Origin of the sequence: Nocardia sp. NPDC060220 (assembly GCF_042727815.1) — a bacterium.
Classification (GTDB): domain Bacteria; phylum Actinomycetota; class Actinomycetes; order Mycobacteriales; family Mycobacteriaceae; genus Nocardia.
Window position 1 is genome coordinate 1 of sequence record NZ_JBHWZY010000048.1, and the last position, 15,694, is coordinate 15,694.

General features: G+C 68.3%; 16 protein-coding genes. 4 read left to right on the forward strand and 12 right to left on the reverse strand.

What is annotated here, in order from left to right:
• Positions 1-763: Abi family protein (locus tag ACFWF3_RS04145; protein WP_379312368.1), on the reverse strand; the 763-nt coding region annotated here is incomplete at its 3' end.
• Positions 764-814: 51 nt separating this feature from the next.
• Positions 815-1,222, reverse strand: a complete 408-nt coding sequence (locus tag ACFWF3_RS04150; protein ID WP_379312369.1) for a hypothetical protein — start codon at positions 1,220-1,222, stop codon at positions 815-817.
• A gap of 156 nt (positions 1,223-1,378) precedes the next feature.
• Between ACFWF3_RS04150 and ACFWF3_RS04155 the strand changes: the two genes are divergently transcribed.
• The gene (locus ACFWF3_RS04155) at positions 1,379-1,669 is read left to right on the forward strand and encodes a hypothetical protein (protein ID WP_379312370.1); all 291 of its coding nucleotides are present in this window, start codon (positions 1,379-1,381) and stop codon (positions 1,667-1,669) included.
• A 44-nt stretch (positions 1,670-1,713) separates the two neighbouring features.
• Here the strand turns inward: ACFWF3_RS04155 and puuE are convergent, their stop codons facing one another.
• From puuE to ACFWF3_RS04180, 5 genes are read right to left on the reverse strand one after another with little or no spacing between them, the layout of a single operon-like run.
• Positions 1,714-2,661, reverse strand: coding sequence for an allantoinase PuuE (puuE, locus tag ACFWF3_RS04160; protein ID WP_379312380.1), 948 nt, complete (start codon positions 2,659-2,661; stop codon positions 1,714-1,716).
• Between the two features lie 23 nt (positions 2,662-2,684).
• Positions 2,685-3,659: an allantoicase gene (alc, locus tag ACFWF3_RS04165; protein ID WP_379312371.1), complete on the reverse strand. Its 975-nt coding sequence runs from the start codon at positions 3,657-3,659 to the stop codon at positions 2,685-2,687.
• A gap of 59 nt (positions 3,660-3,718) precedes the next feature.
• Positions 3,719-4,942 (reverse strand): DUF6986 family protein, encoded by a 1,224-nt coding sequence (locus ACFWF3_RS04170; protein ID WP_379312372.1) that lies wholly within the window; start codon positions 4,940-4,942, stop codon positions 3,719-3,721.
• Entirely contained in the window at positions 4,939-8,214 is a 3,276-nt protein-coding gene (locus tag ACFWF3_RS04175; protein WP_379312373.1) for a molybdopterin-dependent oxidoreductase, read from the reverse strand. The genes ACFWF3_RS04170 and ACFWF3_RS04175 overlap by 4 nt, the downstream gene beginning before the upstream one ends.
• Positions 8,211-9,158, reverse strand: a complete 948-nt coding sequence (locus ACFWF3_RS04180) for an NADP-dependent oxidoreductase (protein ID WP_379312374.1) — start codon at positions 9,156-9,158, stop codon at positions 8,211-8,213. The genes ACFWF3_RS04175 and ACFWF3_RS04180 overlap by 4 nt, the downstream gene beginning before the upstream one ends.
• Before the next feature lie 101 nt (positions 9,159-9,259).
• Between ACFWF3_RS04180 and ACFWF3_RS04185 the strand changes: the two genes are divergently transcribed.
• Positions 9,260-9,658 (forward strand): winged helix-turn-helix transcriptional regulator, encoded by a 399-nt coding sequence (locus tag ACFWF3_RS04185; RefSeq protein ID WP_378633974.1) that lies wholly within the window; start codon positions 9,260-9,262, stop codon positions 9,656-9,658.
• A gap of 2 nt (positions 9,659-9,660) precedes the next feature.
• Here the strand turns inward: ACFWF3_RS04185 and ACFWF3_RS04190 are convergent, their stop codons facing one another.
• The 5 genes from ACFWF3_RS04190 to uraD all read right to left on the reverse strand — a co-directional run bounded on the left by ACFWF3_RS04190 (position 9,661) and on the right by uraD (position 13,836).
• Complete coding sequence (locus ACFWF3_RS04190) at positions 9,661-10,506, reverse strand: FAD binding domain-containing protein (protein ID WP_379312381.1); 846 nt, start codon at positions 10,504-10,506, stop codon at positions 9,661-9,663.
• Between the two features lie 259 nt (positions 10,507-10,765).
• Entirely contained in the window at positions 10,766-12,136 is a 1,371-nt protein-coding gene (locus ACFWF3_RS04195; RefSeq protein WP_379312375.1) for an 8-oxoguanine deaminase, read from the reverse strand.
• Entirely contained in the window at positions 12,124-13,029 is a 906-nt protein-coding gene (pucL, locus tag ACFWF3_RS04200; RefSeq protein WP_379312376.1) for a factor-independent urate hydroxylase, read from the reverse strand. Before pucL ends, ACFWF3_RS04195 begins: the two co-directional genes overlap by 13 nt.
• Before the next feature lies 1 nt (position 13,030).
• Positions 13,031-13,348 (reverse strand): hydroxyisourate hydrolase, encoded by a 318-nt coding sequence (gene uraH / locus ACFWF3_RS04205; protein WP_379312377.1) that lies wholly within the window; start codon positions 13,346-13,348, stop codon positions 13,031-13,033.
• A complete protein-coding gene (gene uraD / locus ACFWF3_RS04210) occupies positions 13,345-13,836 on the reverse strand; it encodes a 2-oxo-4-hydroxy-4-carboxy-5-ureidoimidazoline decarboxylase (protein ID WP_379312378.1) in 492 nt (163 codons plus the stop codon). Before uraD ends, uraH begins: the two co-directional genes overlap by 4 nt.
• A 126-nt stretch (positions 13,837-13,962) precedes the next feature.
• On the opposite strand from uraD, the gene ACFWF3_RS04215 reads away from it, so the two are divergent.
• Both ACFWF3_RS04215 and ACFWF3_RS04220 read left to right on the forward strand, forming a co-directional pair.
• Positions 13,963-14,559 carry an NTP transferase domain-containing protein gene (locus ACFWF3_RS04215; RefSeq protein ID WP_379312379.1) on the forward strand — a complete coding sequence of 199 codons (597 nt, stop codon included), beginning with the start codon at positions 13,963-13,965 and terminating at the stop codon, positions 14,557-14,559.
• Between the two features lie 15 nt (positions 14,560-14,574).
• Entirely contained in the window at positions 14,575-15,594 is a 1,020-nt protein-coding gene (locus ACFWF3_RS04220) for an XdhC family protein (RefSeq protein ID WP_378991121.1), read from the forward strand.
• The last annotated feature ends 100 nt before the right edge of the window (positions 15,595-15,694 follow it).

The window sequence follows — 15,694 nt, forward strand, 5'->3', positions numbered from 1 at the left end:
GGTTCGACATCCAACTCGCCAGTGCTGCCCCATCACCATCGCAATCAGGATCGAAAATTCCGAGCGTCTCGGCGATCAAGCTCTTGTGTCGAGGCTTCAACCCACCGACCAGCGTGACGAGACTACCGAAGGTCAGCAGTTCGGTAACAACCCAAACAGGCAGTGGCATACCGTATCTAGCCTTGAAATGGACTACGAAATCCTCCTTTGACCGCTCCGCTTCAGAGGTGACTTTCGACAGCCATTTCGCATGTTCGCTACCGAGCCAATGCGGTCTACTGGCAAGTGGGCGCTCCTCATCGAAGCGGGTGAACGCAGGATCCAGCGCGGCGGGGTCGAGATGAGCGAACGCGCCACCTGCGCCGACGACATACCCCAGTCGCATCCGCAATGCGACCTCGACCCGCTCGATGCCGTCCAAGACGAGTAAACGCAGCATGCGATCGAACTCGTACAGTTCGACTACCCGGTCGAGCGTTGTCCCGAGGACGAAACCATCACTGCGTCGAGGACAATCGCAGGTGATCGCGCATGGAACAGCGTGCTCGCGGAAGGTGTAGCAATACCCGCTGAGCCGGTAGTAGCCGATCGCAAGCAACTGCGCGATTGCGGCAGGTTCGTCCTGGATCGCCATGCCCCGGTCGCGAAGCAGGGCGACCTGCTCCGGCAAAGTCTTATACGGCTTGCTGTAGTTGGTTACGAGCGGTTGCGTGCCGATTTCATGCCCCCCTGCTAGTATTGAAATACATGGCCGATCGTCCACTCCCGCACCAGGGAGGGGCGGTCGGTTCTCTTGCATGTAGGCATCGTCCGCCTAGAGGTTGGACCGCAGTTCTCGCAGACTCTTGCCCGACCGAACGTGAATCCAGTTGTGCCAACCGTCGATATCGCTTCCGACCAAGCCCTTGAGCGCAGGTGACGGAGCGCTGTACACGCCGTTGACGGTTCGGATCGAACCGCCTTCAGCCACCTCACCGACAAGCACCTGCCCCTTACGGACCCGCTCATGGCGTAACTGATCACCGACATCGATCAATCCGGCATCCACAAGCGCCGACAGGCGACCAATGCGTGGGATCACCTCCATTGCGGAACTACCCGCTCTCGGCGGCTCCCGATCGAGCAGGAGTCGCCGCAACACGTCATTGGGCTGTTCGAACCCTTTGCGATGCCGCGCGAGTGCCTGATATACGTCTTCGTCAACGCTGATCTCATGATCCATGCTGCGTCACCTCCGCTTAAACTTTACCACTCCAAGCCTGTAAGATGTCAAAGCGTGTAAGGCTACGTTGTTCGACTGACCCCGAGCACGACAACGGCCCCGCGCTACGCCGAGTAGCTTGGGGCCGTTGCTGTTTCGATACGTAGAGTCGCACGGGTGAGAATGATTCGATCCGCCGCCCTGGCCGCTTTCGTGCTGCTGCTCGCACCGGCTTTCGCGCACGCCGACCCGCCGCCGCCGATCTTCACCCCGGAAGAGCAGTGCGAGACCACGCGCACCCTGGTCGACAACGTCCGCGCCGCGAAACCGGATGCGACGCCGGAGGAGATCGCGGACACGTTCGTCGAGTACATGGACTCCATGGGCGCCTACAACCGCGTTCCGCAGGCCAAGGAATCCGATCGCCAGATCACGCTGAGCAATATCGAACGCTGCGGTCTGGCCTAGACACCGAGCCGACGTCGGCCCCTTACCGGGGTCGACGTTTCGCGTCAGTTGCCCAGGAGCCGGACGCCCGCCGGATGCACCTTGCGCCAGTGTTCGGCGATGTCGATGCGGCGGGTTGTCCACACCCGGTCGTGGGATTGGACGTGGTCGAGGAAGCGTTCCAGGGCGGCGGTGCGGGCGGGACGGCCCGCGATACGGCAGTGCAGACCCACGGAGAGCATCTTCGGGGTGTCCTCGGCCCCTTCGCGGTAGAGAACGTCGAAGGCGTCGCGCAGGTGGGCGTAGAACTCCTCGCCGTTGGCGAAGCCCGCCGGGGAGGCGAAGCGCATGTCGTTGGTGTCGAGGGTGTACGGAACCACCAGGTGGCTCTGGCCGCGCACCTCGGTCCAGTAGGGCAGGTCGTCGGCGTAGGAGTCGGAGTCGTAGACGAAACCGCCCTGTTCGACGACCAATTCGCGGGTGTTCGGGGAGTCGCGGCCGGTGTACCAGCCGAGCGGGGCGGAGCCGGTGAGTTCGGTGAGGATGCGGATCGCCTCGGCCATATCGGCGCGCTCGATATCGCGATCGATCAGCTGATAGGACTTCCATTGCAAGCCGTGGCAGGCGATTTCGTGGCCCAGTTCGGAAAAGGCCGCCACCGCTTCGGGATTGCGCTGCATGGCTCGCGCCACCGCGAAGACGGTGAGCGGCAGGTCACGCCGTTCGAAGGCGCGCAGCACCCGCCACAACCCGGCGCGCGAACCGTATTCGTAGAGCGATTCCATGCTCATGTGCCGGTTCGGGAAGGCATCGGCGGGCGTCATCTCGGAGAGGAAGGTCTCCGAATGCGGCGAACCGTCGAGGACGTTGTTCTCCCCGCCCTCTTCATAATTCAGCACGAACTGCACGGCGATCTGCGCATCGTCGGGCCATTGCGGGTCGGGCGGATTCGGCCCGTACCCGACGAAATCGCGAACGTCGCGCCCACCCGTCGCCCGGCCACCACCGCCCATGGAATCGCTGCGCGATACTGCGCTCATCCGAGCTCCCCGTAGAGCCGCAGCCGCGCGAGCCCGCCGTCGGGATAGATGTCGAGGCGTACCTCCACGACGGAGGCGGCTGCGGGCTGTAGCACGAACCGGTGGCGGGTGTCGGGCAGCAGGTCGGTGCGCGGCAAGAGCTCGACTTCGGTTCCGTCACTGGTGAATCCGGTCAGTGAGGCCGCGCCGGGGCTGTTGCCGAGGAAGCAGGAGGTGTCGATCTCGGCCAGCCGGATCGCCCCCGGGCCCGCGAGTTGGATTCGTACCCAGTCGTTTCCGTCGTCGCGGCGGCGTGCCGTCTCCCAGCCGTCGCCCATTTCCCTGGCCAGGCCGGGGTAGAGCAGCTGGTTGGGCGAGCTGTAGAACCGGTTGGAGCAGTCGAGCACGACGGCGCCGTTCTCCAGCGCGGCGAGATCGAGTGGGCCGAGGCCGAGCAGCGCGGGATCGGGGCGGCCTTCGCCGTGCACGCGCAGGCGGGCGACGCCGCCGTCCGGATGCATGGTGAGTTTCACATGGGTCCAGCGGTTCTCGCTGTCGATGGGGAACGGATTGCGGCTGTCACCACCGACCTTCACGCGGTCGAGCAGGGTCACCCAGTCGGTGCGGGCCGCGATCTGCTCGGCAGGCGGGTAGCCCTGGACAGCCAGCGCCGACAGCGATACCTCGGGCGGGAAGTTGCCCTTGAACCAGGCGGTGTCGACCACGACGCCACGGATCACGCCGGGCACGCCGAGGCGCACGACGGCCGAATCGTCGCCGGGCTTGCCGCGGTGCCTGCGGGTCTCCCAGCCGTCGTAGACCTGGCCCTTGTGGCCGAACGTCGCCGGCTGGTACTCCGACGGACCCGGGCTGACCAGGTTCTCCTTCTCCGCGAAGAATTCGTCGTTCGCCCAGATCACGGAACCGCCGAGGGTGCGGACGGCCAGATCAGGGAGCAGGGTGAAATCGTCGCTGCCGGTGAATCGGCTCACGGGTGCCTCCTGGGGTCGGGTGCCATATTACTGGTATACCGCTATTTGTGCCGGGCTCATCACGTCGCGCGCACCCGTCGAGCGGCGAGATCGAGCAGAACCTCGCCGGTCAGACCCGGCGCATCGGCGAGCAGTTCGGCCTCGGTGAACGCACCGGCACGCAGGCCGCGCAGCACGGTGCTCGCCAAGGCTTCGGCGGTCGCGGGCTCGTCCATCACACCCCCGCCACGCCGGTCCAGGTAGGCGATCAGGCGCGGCACCGCCACCTCGCGCGCGCCGCGGAAGAAGTCGTAGGTGGCGAGCCAGCGGGTGATCAGGTGGCCGGGGTGCATGTCCCAGCCCTGGTAGTAGCCGCGGCGCAGGGCTCGCTCGACCAGGCGGTGGTGGTTGGCCATGGCGCCTTCGGGATCGACGTCGGGGACGATCTGGGTGGAGCCGTCACAGATCCACACCCCCGTCTGCGCGGCGGCGACCTGCATCACCGACTTGGCGTGGTCGGCGGCGGGATGGTCGAGGGCCTGATCGGTGGCCGCGATGCCGCAGGCGGCGGTGTAGTCGTAGGTACCGAAATGCAGTGCGCTACAGCGGCCGTCGGCCAGGTGGATCATCTTGACGATGGGCGCGGTGCCGTCGGGGGCGATAATCGCCTGCGGGCTCTCGATCTGGAGCTCGAAACGCAGCGACCGTTCGGGCAGGCCGTGGCCGCGCTCGAGTCCGGTGCACAGATCGACGATCGCCGACACCTGTTCCGCAGCGCGAATCTTGGGCACCGTGAACACGAATCCGGGCAGTGCGCCACCCGCCCCGTCGAGGACGAGTTCGAGAGTGCGCAACGCGCGCCGACGTTCGTTCGCGGCCAGACCTTTCGTCCGAACACCGAACGAGACCGGTGCGCCGGGCTTGTCGGCCCATGCCGCCAGCGCCTCGCCCGCCGCCTTCGCCGCCGCGTCCTCCTCGTCATCGGCCCGGAACCCGTAACCGTCCTCGAAGTCGATGCGCATGTCCTGCACCGGCTGGTCCGTGAGTCGACGGCGCACGGCCGGGAGCGAACCGGTGACATCGAGACCGACGAGGAAGTCGGCGTGGCGATGCAGTAGCTCCAAGGCGGTGGCGCCCCACTCGGCGGGGGTCTGCGCGGTGGCGCGGTCGGCCGGCACGTAGGCGGTGTGCACGGGTTGGACCCGGTCACCGGCTCCTGGGTAGCGCACGCGCAGTTCGGCGTCGACGGAGTCGAGCACCGAGTCGATGCGGGCTCGAATATGTTCGGGCAGGCGAGTATTCACCCGGCGGTTCCTTCCTTGACGGCCCGCCACACACGATCGGCGGTCATCGGTAATCGGTAAGGGCGGACACCGACGGCGTCGCGGATCGCGTTCGCCAGGGCGGGGGCCACCGGGTTGTAGGGGGACTCACTCATCGATTTGGCACCCAGCGGACCCAGTTCGTCACTGGTTTCGGCGAAATACACCTCGGTGCGGGGCAGATCGGCGAACTGCGGAACGTGATAGTGGCGCAGCGTCCGCGTGGTCACCACGCCGGACTCGGATCGCATGTCCTCGTAGAGCGCGGTCCCGATCGCCTGGGCGACGCCGCCTTCCACCTGCCCACGCAGCTGCACGGGGTTCAGCACCGTGCCCGCGTCGGCGACCTGGACCGACTGCAATATCTGTACCGCACCGGTCGAGGGCTGGACCGCCACCCGGAACGCGTGGACATTGAAGCTCACCGAGCGCGGGGTGCCCGCGTGGGTGCCGTGGGCGACGAGCTCGCCGTCGGCAAGCAGTTGCGCCGCGGTGATCAGTTCGTCGCCGCAGCGCACGCCGCTCGCTTCGAGCAGACAGTCGCGTTCGGGGTGACCGCTCACCTTCGCCGCCCTCGCCAACATCATCGCGTGCAGTTCGAGCGCCGCCGCGTAGGAGGCTTTGCCCGCGACCATGGTGCCGGTGGAGCCGAACGCGCCGGTGTCGTGGCCGACCACGTCGGTGTCGGACTGGCGGATCACGATTCGCTCGGCGGCGGTGGCCAGCGCCGTTGCCGCGAGCTGGGCGTGGACGGTGGTGGTGCCGTTGCCGAATTCCGCGGTGCCGACCCCGATTTCGTAGCGGCCGTCGGGCAGCAGGCTCGCCGTGGCATCGGCATGATGTCCGCGCGGGGGCACGGTCGCGATCATCGCCACCGCCATGCCCTCCCCCACCTGCCAATCCGGTCCGGGCGCGGGGACACCGTTGCCGCGCAGGAGCGCCCGCTGGGCGGTGTCGAGGCACTGGTCGAGGCCGTAACTACCGAAGGTCAGGTCGGACTCGTCGATTTCGGCGGCGGTGAACCGATCGCCCGGGATCACCACATTGCGACGGCGGAATTCGAAGGGGTCGATGCCGAGTTCACGAGCCAGTTCGTCGATCGCCGACTCGACACCGAAGATCACCTGGCCGAGTCCGTAGCCACGGAACGCGCCAGAGGGAACGTTGTTGGTGTACACCGCTTGTGCGTTCACCCGCTTGTTCGGGCAGCGGTAGACGGCCACCGATTCGCCGACGGAATGGAACATCACGCCCGCGCTGTGGTTGCCGTACGCGCCCGCGTCGGCGAGTACGTCCACCGAGAGCGCGGTCAGGATGCCCGCCGCGTCGGCGGCCGCGGTGACCGCGACCCGCATCGGATGACGGCACGTGGCCGAGGTGAATTCGTCGGTGCGGGTGAACTCGTACTGCACGGGATGCCCGGTGCGGAGCACGGCCAAGGCGATCAGGTCCTCGGCCAGCATCTCCTGCTTGGCCCCGAAGCCGCCGCCGACGCGAGTCGCGAACACCCGCACGCGGTCTCGACCCAGCCCGAACAGGTGGCACAGTTCGTCGCGGACCAGGAACGGCACCTGGGTGCTCGAGCGAACGACGAGCCTGCCCGTGTCGTCGAGCCAGCCGATCCCGCCATGGGTCTCCAGGTGCACATGCTGCACGCGCGGCGAATTCCACACGCCGCTGACCACTTTCGCGGCCTGCCCGATACCGGCTTCGAAATCACCGACACCACCGTGGATCTCGGCGATCAGATTGCGCTGCGCGTCGGCGATCCGTGCCGAGTCCGGCTTGTCGGCATGCAGCACCGGCGCGCCATCGGCCAACGCTGCCTCGGGCTCGAAGACCGCGGGCAGCACCTCGTACTCCACGTGCAGCGCTCGCACCCCCGCACGTGCGGCGTCCAGGGTCTCCCCCACCACCGCGGCTACCCGCTGCCCCACGAACCGGACCGTGCTGTCGAGCACGAAGGTGTCGTCCGGATCGTCCTCGCGCAGTTCGTGGCGAGCCGTGGAGAACGCGGTTCGCGGTCCATCCACATGTGTCAACACCACACGCACACCCGCAACAGCCCGCGCCGCGGCCACGTCGATGGACACGATCCGCGCATGCGCGTGCGGACTGGTCAGCACGGCCAGATGCCACGGGGCCACCGGCGGCATCCGCTCCCCCGCCCCCGGCACCACATCCATCGTGAACGCCTCCGCACCCCGCACGATCCGCGCCCCAGCGGGCGCCCCCACACCGTCTCCGATCTGCCCCGCCCGATACTTCCGCCGCATCACCCCACCGACCCGCGCCTGCGCCCCCAACACGGCAGACACCCCGACCTGCGGCCCCTCCGCCGCCGACACCGTGGTGACCTCACCAGCCAACCGGCCCGGGTGACCGTGTGTCACATACGACTCGACAGCAGGTCCCGCCGCATCGAACGACTCACCGGATCGCGCCACCTCATCGCTTCCCGGCCGAACATCTCCTCCACCGATCGAATGAGCGGACCGACCGTCATCGCTACGCACCGCGGGGGCCGGGTACGCGTCGGGCGAAGCTTCAGCGGGGGATGATTCCGCGCCCGCCTGCTTCGCGACTTCGTCGGCAACGCTGCGCGTGCCTGACGAACTATCGTCGAATCGGTCAGCAGTCGCCTCACCGAGCCCGGACGTCGCTTCCGCGACATGGGTCCGCGTCGAGGCGTTCGCCGCACGATGCCCCTTCCCCGTGCACAGTGGGCCGGATTCCTCCGCGCGGTGCGGCGACGAGTCGGCCTCGCCAGTTGTACACAGTGATGCACAGGGTGCGGCCAAGGCGTCGGCGATGGCGCGATAGCCCGTGCAGCGGCACAGGTTTCCCTTCAGCAGCTCGGCGCGTTCGGCGTCGGTGACTGCCTGAGCAGGCAAGTTGTCCACAGCTGTGTCGGGGCGCGCGGCGGCCAGACCCGATGCTGTCACCACCATTCCGGCGGTGCAGAAACCGCATTGGAAGGCGGCGTTCTCGACGAAGCCGCGCTGCACCGGGTTCGGGGTATCCGCATCGCCGAGGCCCGCGGCGGTCGTCACCGCGCGGTCGGCGGCGCGGTGGGCCGGGATCAGGCAGGAGTGGACGGGTTCGCCGTCGAGCAGCACCGAGCAGGCTCCGCAGTCGCCGGAGTCGCAGCCCTTCTTGACCGCGAGCTCGCCGTGTTCGCGGAGCAGCGTGCGCAGGCACTGGCCGGGCCGCGCGGTTACTTCGACCGCGCGGCCGTCGATATCGAGCCTCATGAACCACCTCCGTGTTCCGTGGTCAGCACGATGCGGCCGCGCAGGCCGCCTCGGGCCAGCCGGGTGTGCGCATCGGCGGCTTGCTCGAGCGGCAGGGTGCCGGCCACGCGCAGGGCGAGGTCGTAGCCGGCGAGCGTGGCCAGGGCTGCGCCGTCGGCGCTGATCCAGGCGTGGTGAACGCGAATGCCGCGCAACGGAACCGGGTCGGCGCCACCGACGACGGTGACGAACGACCCCCGGTTGCGCACTGCGGCAAGCGCTCCAGCGCTCAGGCCCGCCGTGTCCAGGACGGCATCGACACCACCGGGCACCAGCGCGCGGACCGCCTCGGCCAGGTCCGGCGTCTCACGCGGCACTACCCACTCCGCACCGAGCCCGCGCACGAAGCCGGCGTCCTCGGCGCCGACCTGCGCGATCACCCTGAGTCCGCGCCACCGCGCGGCGATCTCGACCGCGAAACCGCCCACCGCACCGGCCGCGCCGGTCACCAGCACACTGTCGCCTTCGGCGAGATCGAGCAGATCGAGCGCCTGAAAAGCGGTGAGCCCGTTCAGCGGGAGCGTCGCGGCCTCCGCCGCCGAGCGGCCGACGGGAGCCGCTGCCACCGCCGACGCGTCGAGCACGAGGTAGTCCGCGTAGCTGCCCAGCGACCGGTCGAGCAGATCACGAAGCCCGATCACGGGCTGGCCCACCGCGAAACCGGGCACCCCGGCGCCGACCTCGTCGATCTCACCCGCCACGTCCCAGCCGATCCCGGTCACCGGTCGCGGCGCCATCAGACCGGCTTCGACCAGCGCACCCGCCCTGGTCACCGCGTCGACCGGGTTCACCGCGGCCGCCGACACCCGGATCCGCACCTGACCTGGCCCCGGCGCGGGCACCGGCACCTCGACGAGTTCGAGTGCTTCCGGTCCGCCGAAGGTATGGACGACAACTGCGCGCATGATGATCTCTCTCTTCCGTAGGTACTGACCGAACCTAGGGAGAGCTACTCTCTATTGGGAAGTACGCACTGCGAAGTGCCTACCGCACGCGAGGGAGAGCGATGAGTACGCGGACCGCCGCCGAGCGCCGCGCCGAGGCGGGCGCGGCCTACAACGCCTACGTGGCCGAATGCCCGGCGCGTCAGCTGCTGGACCGGATCGGCGACAAGTGGGTGAGTCTGGCGATCAACGCGCTGGCCGACGGTTCGCTGCGCTACAGCGAACTGAACCAGCGGCTGGCAGGGGTGAGCCAGAAGATGCTCACCCAGACCCTGCGCAATCTCGAACGCGACGGCCTGGTCACCCGCACCGTGCTGCCCGAGGTGCCGGTTCGCGTCGAGTACCGGCTGACTCCGCTCGGCGAGGACTTGCTGCCGGTGATGCGCACCATCAAGGGCTGGGCCGAGCAGCACATGGATCGGGTGCTCGCCGCCCGCGCCGCCTACGACGCCACGCGCTGAACTCACGACGCCTCCCGCAGTTCGGCGGCCACCTCTGCGGCCAGCAGCCCGGTCACGTGCTCGCGCCAGTCCGGCGCACCGTGTGGATCGTCGAACCACACGTCGGGGTCGATCGCGGCCAGCGCGTTGTTCAGCTCGGATGGCGAAGGGACGGAATCGAAGTCGAGAACGATCGGGCGAACGGTCGCCGCGGTGACGGTGATCGCGCACCGGCCGTCGGCCGCACGCCTGCCCATCACCACCGACCCGGAACGCCCGAGCGGAGCCAAGGCCGCCTTGCGAAAGCTGGTGCGCGCCATCAGGCTCGAGGTGGGAACGACGAACGAGCGCACGACAGCGCCCGAGCCCAGCAGGTTCTCTCCCGGTCCGGTGACGAAGTCGCGCAGGGAGATTCGTCGCTCACCACCGCCCCGCGGCCAGATCACCGCGGTCGCGTCCAAGGCGACGAGCGCGCCGAGCACCGCGCCTGCGGGCAGTGACAGACACACGTTCCCGCCGACCGTCGCCGTACGCCAGATCTTGTGCGAGGCCAGCAGCGCCCGGCAGGACTGCGCGAACAGCGCCGTACCCGGCCACTCCGGTCGCATGGTCGAGGTGCCGAGTTCCCGGCCGGGACGGGCACCGGCGAACTCCGCCAGCGTGCACGTCGCGGCGATCTCCAGCCCCGGTGCGGACTCGGTCAGCGGCGCCCAGCCCAGGGTCGTGATGTCGACGAGCGTGTCGAGATGATCGTGCGGTTCGGAGAACAGGAAAGTACCGCCCGCCAGCACCGCGCTGCCCGCTCCGACCTGCGCCAGATCGGCGCGTTCGCGGGCGAGAACAATCTCGGAAACAGTGTCCAGATCCACGTTCACCTCGCTAACCTCACCGGCCACAGTAGGGGCCGGGAGTTGCCACGGTGTTGCACGAAACCCGCGCCAGATTGCGCCGCGGTTAACCCGGTGTACGCCATCCAGTGTGCGCCGATCCAGGCAAAACCGCAGATCAGCACGCCGACGACGAGCATGGCTGTCGGCCCGACATCCGAGCTCACGTGCCGGCCGGCGCGCGGATGACGTCACGGCCCGCCCCCGCCCCGCGTGATCACGCGCCGGGGTCCGCGCGTGATCACGCACCGGCCAGCAGTGTGGCCTGGGCCTGGGCCACCTCGGCTCCCACCGACGCCTCGTCCACCGTTAGCACGACATCGTCGCGAACGACTTCACGCCCGTTCACCAGCAGTGCGGCCAGCGGCGGCGCCGAGCCGAGGATCAGCGCGACGACCGGGTCCTCGATACCGGCGTGAGCGGGCGTATCCAGCCGCCACAGCGCCAGATCCGCCAGCTTGCCCGGCTCGATGGATCCGATCTCGTCCGCCCGCCCGAGTACCCGCGCACCACCCATCGTCGCCAGCTCCAGCGCCGTGCGCACCGTCATCGCCCGCGGACCGCCGACCGCCCGCGCGTACAGCAGCGCGTTGCGCGGTTCCTCGATCATCGAACTGGACTCGTTGCTGGCCGCACCGTCGACCCCGAGGCCGACGGGCACACCGGCCGCCACCAGGTCGGCGGTCCGTGCGATCCCCGCGCCCAACCGGCCGTTGGAGGTCGGGCAGTGCGCGATCCCGGTCCCGGTACGCGCCATCGCCGCGATCGCCGGATCGTCGAGGTGCACGGCGTGCGCGTACCAGACATCGTCGCCGAGCCAGCCCAGCTGCTCCATGTACTCGGCGGGCGTGCACCCGAACTTCTCCTGGCAGAAGTCCTGCTCGTCGAGGGTTTCGGCGAGGTGCGTGTGCAGCCGGACGCCCGCGGAACGGGCCAGCGCCGCGGACTCGCGCAGGAGATCGGCGGTCACCGAGAACGGCGAGCAGGGTGCCAGCGCTATCCGCACCATCGCGTCGAAGGACGGGTCGTGCCAGTCTTCGATGGCCGCCGCACTCGCGGCGAGGATGTCGTCGATCGACTCCACCACGGAGTCCGGCGGCAGCCCGCCCTTGCTCTGCCCGAGATCCATCGACCCGCGCGCCGGGTGGAAGCGCAGCCCCACCTCGACCGCCGCGCCGATCTCGGCGGCGAGTAGGTCACCGCCGCCGCGCGGGAACACGTAGTGGTGATCCGACGACGTCGTGCACCCACTGCGCGCCAGCGAGACCAGCGCGCCGGTGGCCGCCGTCCGCACCGACTTCTCATCGATCCGCGCCCACACCGGATACAGCGTGGTCAGCCACTCGAACAGCGTGTTGTCGGCGGCCTGCCCACGGGTGATCCATTGGTACAGGTGGTGGTGGGTGTTGACCAGACCGGGCGTGAGCACGCAGCCACGCCCGTCGATCCGCGCGACCTCCGGCCCGAACTCGGGCGGCGCACCCGCGCCCACAGCGTCGATCTTGTTGCCGCGCACCGTGACCCAGCCGTCGCGGTATTCGGTGCCCGTCGCGTCGACGGCGATCACCGCACAGCCGTGAATCAGCAGATCGGGCGCGCTCACGGCTGCCACGCGATCCCCGCATCGGGCGCGTCCGCTCGCGCCAGGGTGGCGTGGATCGAGCCGTAGGGCCGGTCAGCCGCCCAGAAGACCTCACCCTTGTTCTCGATCTCGAACCGCGCGAGGTCGTAGTCGAAGTGGTGTTTGTTCGGCGCCGACAACCGGATCTCGGCCAGCACCGGAAAGCGTTCCAGCGCGGCCGTTCCCATCGCGTAGAGCGTCTGCTGCAACGCCTTGGAGTACGTGGTGGCGAAGAGCTCGAGCAGCGTGGCGCGGATCCCGGCGTACACCTCGTCCCAGTCGAATCCGCTGGTCTCGGCGAACCGCCACTGGACCACCAGCGAACTGGCCAGCACGCGATCGTGGGTCGGCGCGAGTGTCGTGTATTCGTCGGTGAGGAAGTCGGCGAACTCCGATCCGGTCGACTTGAGCAACACCAGGTCCTTGATCCCGCCGATCACCCACCGCTGCTGCTGCACGCCCTTGCCCGCCACGGTCACCGCGGCCGTGCGCACCTCGGGGCCCTGACGCACCCAGGTGTGATCGTGTTCGGCACCGTCGACCGAAACCCGCTGCCAGCCATAGGAGTCCACGTCGATACGCGCACTCGACACCGGATCGACCGAGTCCACGAAATGCTTGCCCAGCGCGATCGCGTAGTCCTCGATGGTGTCGAGACCGGGCTTCTTCGAATACACGAAGGCCATGTGCTTCTGGGTGTCGGTGGGCAGTATGTGACGCTGGTCACCATCGGTGTATGCCGCCTCGAAATCACCGCGCAGGGTGGTCGAGACGTTCACGTCGCGAATCTCGTGGCGCGCGTTCTCTTTGTAGAAACGCACAACCCGATTCTCGGCTTTGCCATATCGATTGTCGGTCAACACGATCGGACCGGTCAGTGCCATCTCAGCTCCCTCGGTAGGTGGAATAGGCGAACGGCGACAGCAGCAGCGGCACATGCAGATGCGGCTGCTCACCCACCGTGAACGCGACGCAGACTTCCGGATAGAAGGTCTCGGTGCCCTGCGCCGCGAAGTAGCTGCCGGTATCGAAGAACAGCCGGTAGTCGCCCGGATTGAGTCCGGCCGCCAGCTCTTTCACCCGGCCGTCGGCGTCGGTGAGCGCCTCGGTGAGCCGCTGCTCCCCGCGCATCAGCAACACCGCGACACCCGCGGCGGGGACCCCACGCACGGCGTCGAGCACGTGGGTACTCACGCTCGTCATGGCGTCACCAGCCCCGCCAGGCGCAGCCGGTTGATCTTCGTCAGTTCTGTTCGCATGACCTGCCTTTCAGTAGACGGATCGTTGTCCAACCGCGCGCGCAAGATCGCCAGCAACTCCTCGCCGCTGCGACCTGCCGCGCAGACCAGGTAGATATGGCCGAACTTCGCCTCGTAGGCGCGATTGCCCTCGGCCAGGGCCACGCGTACGTCCTCGCCCGCCACCCCGGACTGCTCGCGCGCGGAGGCCGCCGAGGTCGGGCGGTCGCCGATCCGCGGGTGACCGGCCAGTGCCTCGTCGATTTCGGCGTCGTCGAGTGCGGCCGTTCCCGCCTCGGCCGCCGCCAACAGCGCGTCGGTGGTGGCATAGGGACGCGCGGCCGCGATCGCCCGCGCCCAGCGTGGCGCCGAGCAACAGGCAAGCAGCGCATCTTCGGCAGTCTTCGCAGGTAGATCGTTGAAACCCGCGAGGCTCAGCCCTTCGCTCGTCATCGATCCAGCATCGCGCGATCCCCGGCCCGCCGCCACCGATGTGCAGTCCATCACGTCGGCGTGTCGTCGCCGGTGCGCTCCCCTGCTGTAATCGACCGGCAACATTGCGTCATTACCTTCGCTCACATGCCTCCACTCGACCGTTCCGCGCACGCCTCGTGCACGGGCATCGTCCTCGCGGCGGGTGCGGGCACGCGATACGGCAAACCCAAGGCACTCGCCGAGGACGGCGCCTGGTTGCGTTCGGCGATCACCGCCCTGCGCGACGGCGGCTGCGATCCGGTGATCGTCATGCTCGGCGCGACCGGACCCGATCCGGCCGCCCTCGGACTGCCCGACGGCACCCGATGCCGGTGGGTCGCCGACTGGGCGACAGGACTCTCCGCGACGGTGCGCGAGGGCCTGCGCGCCGCCACCGAAACCGACACCCGTTACGTGGCGTTTCTGCCCGTCGACATCCCCGATATCGGGGGCGATGTCGTCGCCAGAGTGCTCGCCGCGGCGCGCGCGAGCAAGAGCGGACTTGCCCGCGCTGTGTTTCACAACACACCTGGACACCCCGTTGTGATCGAGAACAAGCACTGGGAAGCCATTTCCGAAGTAGCCGCAGGCGATATCGGGGCCGGTTCCTATTTGGGCGGTCGACAGGATATGGTGTGCGTCACGTGCGACGACTTGGCGACAGGGACCGATCGCGATTTCCCGGAAGTCGGCGCACGGTGATCGGAGTTGTGAGATATGCGCGATATCGTCGATGACCTTCTGCGAGTGTGGCATTCGGGCCGTACGGGCGGCCTCGCCACCGTGGTCCGTACCATCGGCACCAATTCCCTGCCCATCGGCTCTTCGATGCTCGTCACCCCCAACGGTGGCGTCTTCGGATCGATCGCCTCCGGACGGCTGGAAGAGACCGTCTACGACGCGGCATTGGAAGCGGGTCGCACCGGCGTCCGGCAACTGCGTCGCTACAGCATGCTCACCGGTCTGGAATCGAGCGCCGACGACGGAACACTCGTCGATATCTTCGTAGAACCGTTCTCCTGCCGCGATTTTCCCGAATTCCCCACCATCGCCGCCGATATCCAAGCCCATCGCCGGGTCACCGTGTTCACCGTGGTGTGGAATCAGGATCCCGATGTCATCGGCCAGCATCTGGTCACCGATCGCAAGCACGCGACCGAACTCGTCGCGCTGCCCGAGTCGGATCTGTTCGTCGCCTCGTACTGCCCGCCGCCGCGCCTGATCATCTTCGGCGCCAACGCCTACGCGGCCACCCTCGTCGCGCAGGCGCGGATGATCGGCTACCGGGTGACCATCTGTGACTCGCGTCCCGAGTTCGCCGACCCGGCCTCGTTCCCCGGCGCCGAAGTGGTCGTCGACTGGCCGCATCGCTACCTCAACACCCTCTCGGCCGCGGGCGAGGTCGACAACAGCACCGCCATCGTCGTGCTGGCCAACGAGCCGCGCTTCGAGATCCCGCTGCTCACCGTCGCGTTACGACTACCCGAGCTCGGCTACCTAGCCGCCCTCGGCACCCCTGCCGACCAGGCTCGTCGCCTCGACGACCTGCGCGCGGGCGGCTTCGACGAGCCGACCCTGTCGCGCGTGCACGTACCCGCGGGCCTGGAAGCGGGCCCGCGCACTCCCGCCGAGACCGCCGTCTTCATCACCGCCGACTTCCTCGCCTCCCGCGCGGGCCTTCGCCTCGCGGCTCAGCGCGACTACGGGTCGACAGCCGCTGTGGGTATGGCCATTTGATGTACCGGTCGGCGCCACGGCTTCGCGGCGCCGACCGGGTTCTTATTTCAGGCCCGGGTTCTCGGCGTACACCTCACGCAGGACGGACAGGTCGAAGAGC